This is a genomic window from Vibrio sp. 10N.286.49.E11 (assembly GCF_041469505.1).
GTDB lineage: Bacteria > Pseudomonadota > Gammaproteobacteria > Enterobacterales > Vibrionaceae > Vibrio > Vibrio crassostreae_C.
Window position 1 is genome coordinate 1 of the sequence record NZ_JBFRKQ010000120.1, and the last position, 273, is coordinate 273.

1 pseudogene is annotated in these 273 nt (G+C 43.2%); it reads right to left on the reverse strand.

Annotation, left to right across the window (positions count from 1 at the left end):
- Positions 1 to 27: 27 nt before the first annotated feature.
- A pseudogene (locus tag AB4167_RS21520) lies at positions 28 to 273 on the reverse strand (aspartate-alanine antiporter); the annotation flags it as partial.

Genomic DNA, 273 nt, shown 5'->3' on the forward strand with positions numbered 1-273 from the left:
CGTCTTAGACTGACGTTATAATCTGAATTACATACCAGCGTTGACGGAGATAATGCCGACGATGATTGGTCCCCAAAGGGTCAATAGCACGTTTGCTACTGCGTAAGTCACTGTGAATGAGAATACTGGAGTTGCATTGCCTGTTTTTTCCATCAATGCCGCGAACGCTGGGTTTGCACTTCGACCACCGGTTACACAACCTAAAGCTTCTACCGGATTCTTTATCTTCAATACAAAGTACGAGAAGAAGAATGAAATAATCTGTGGAATGAT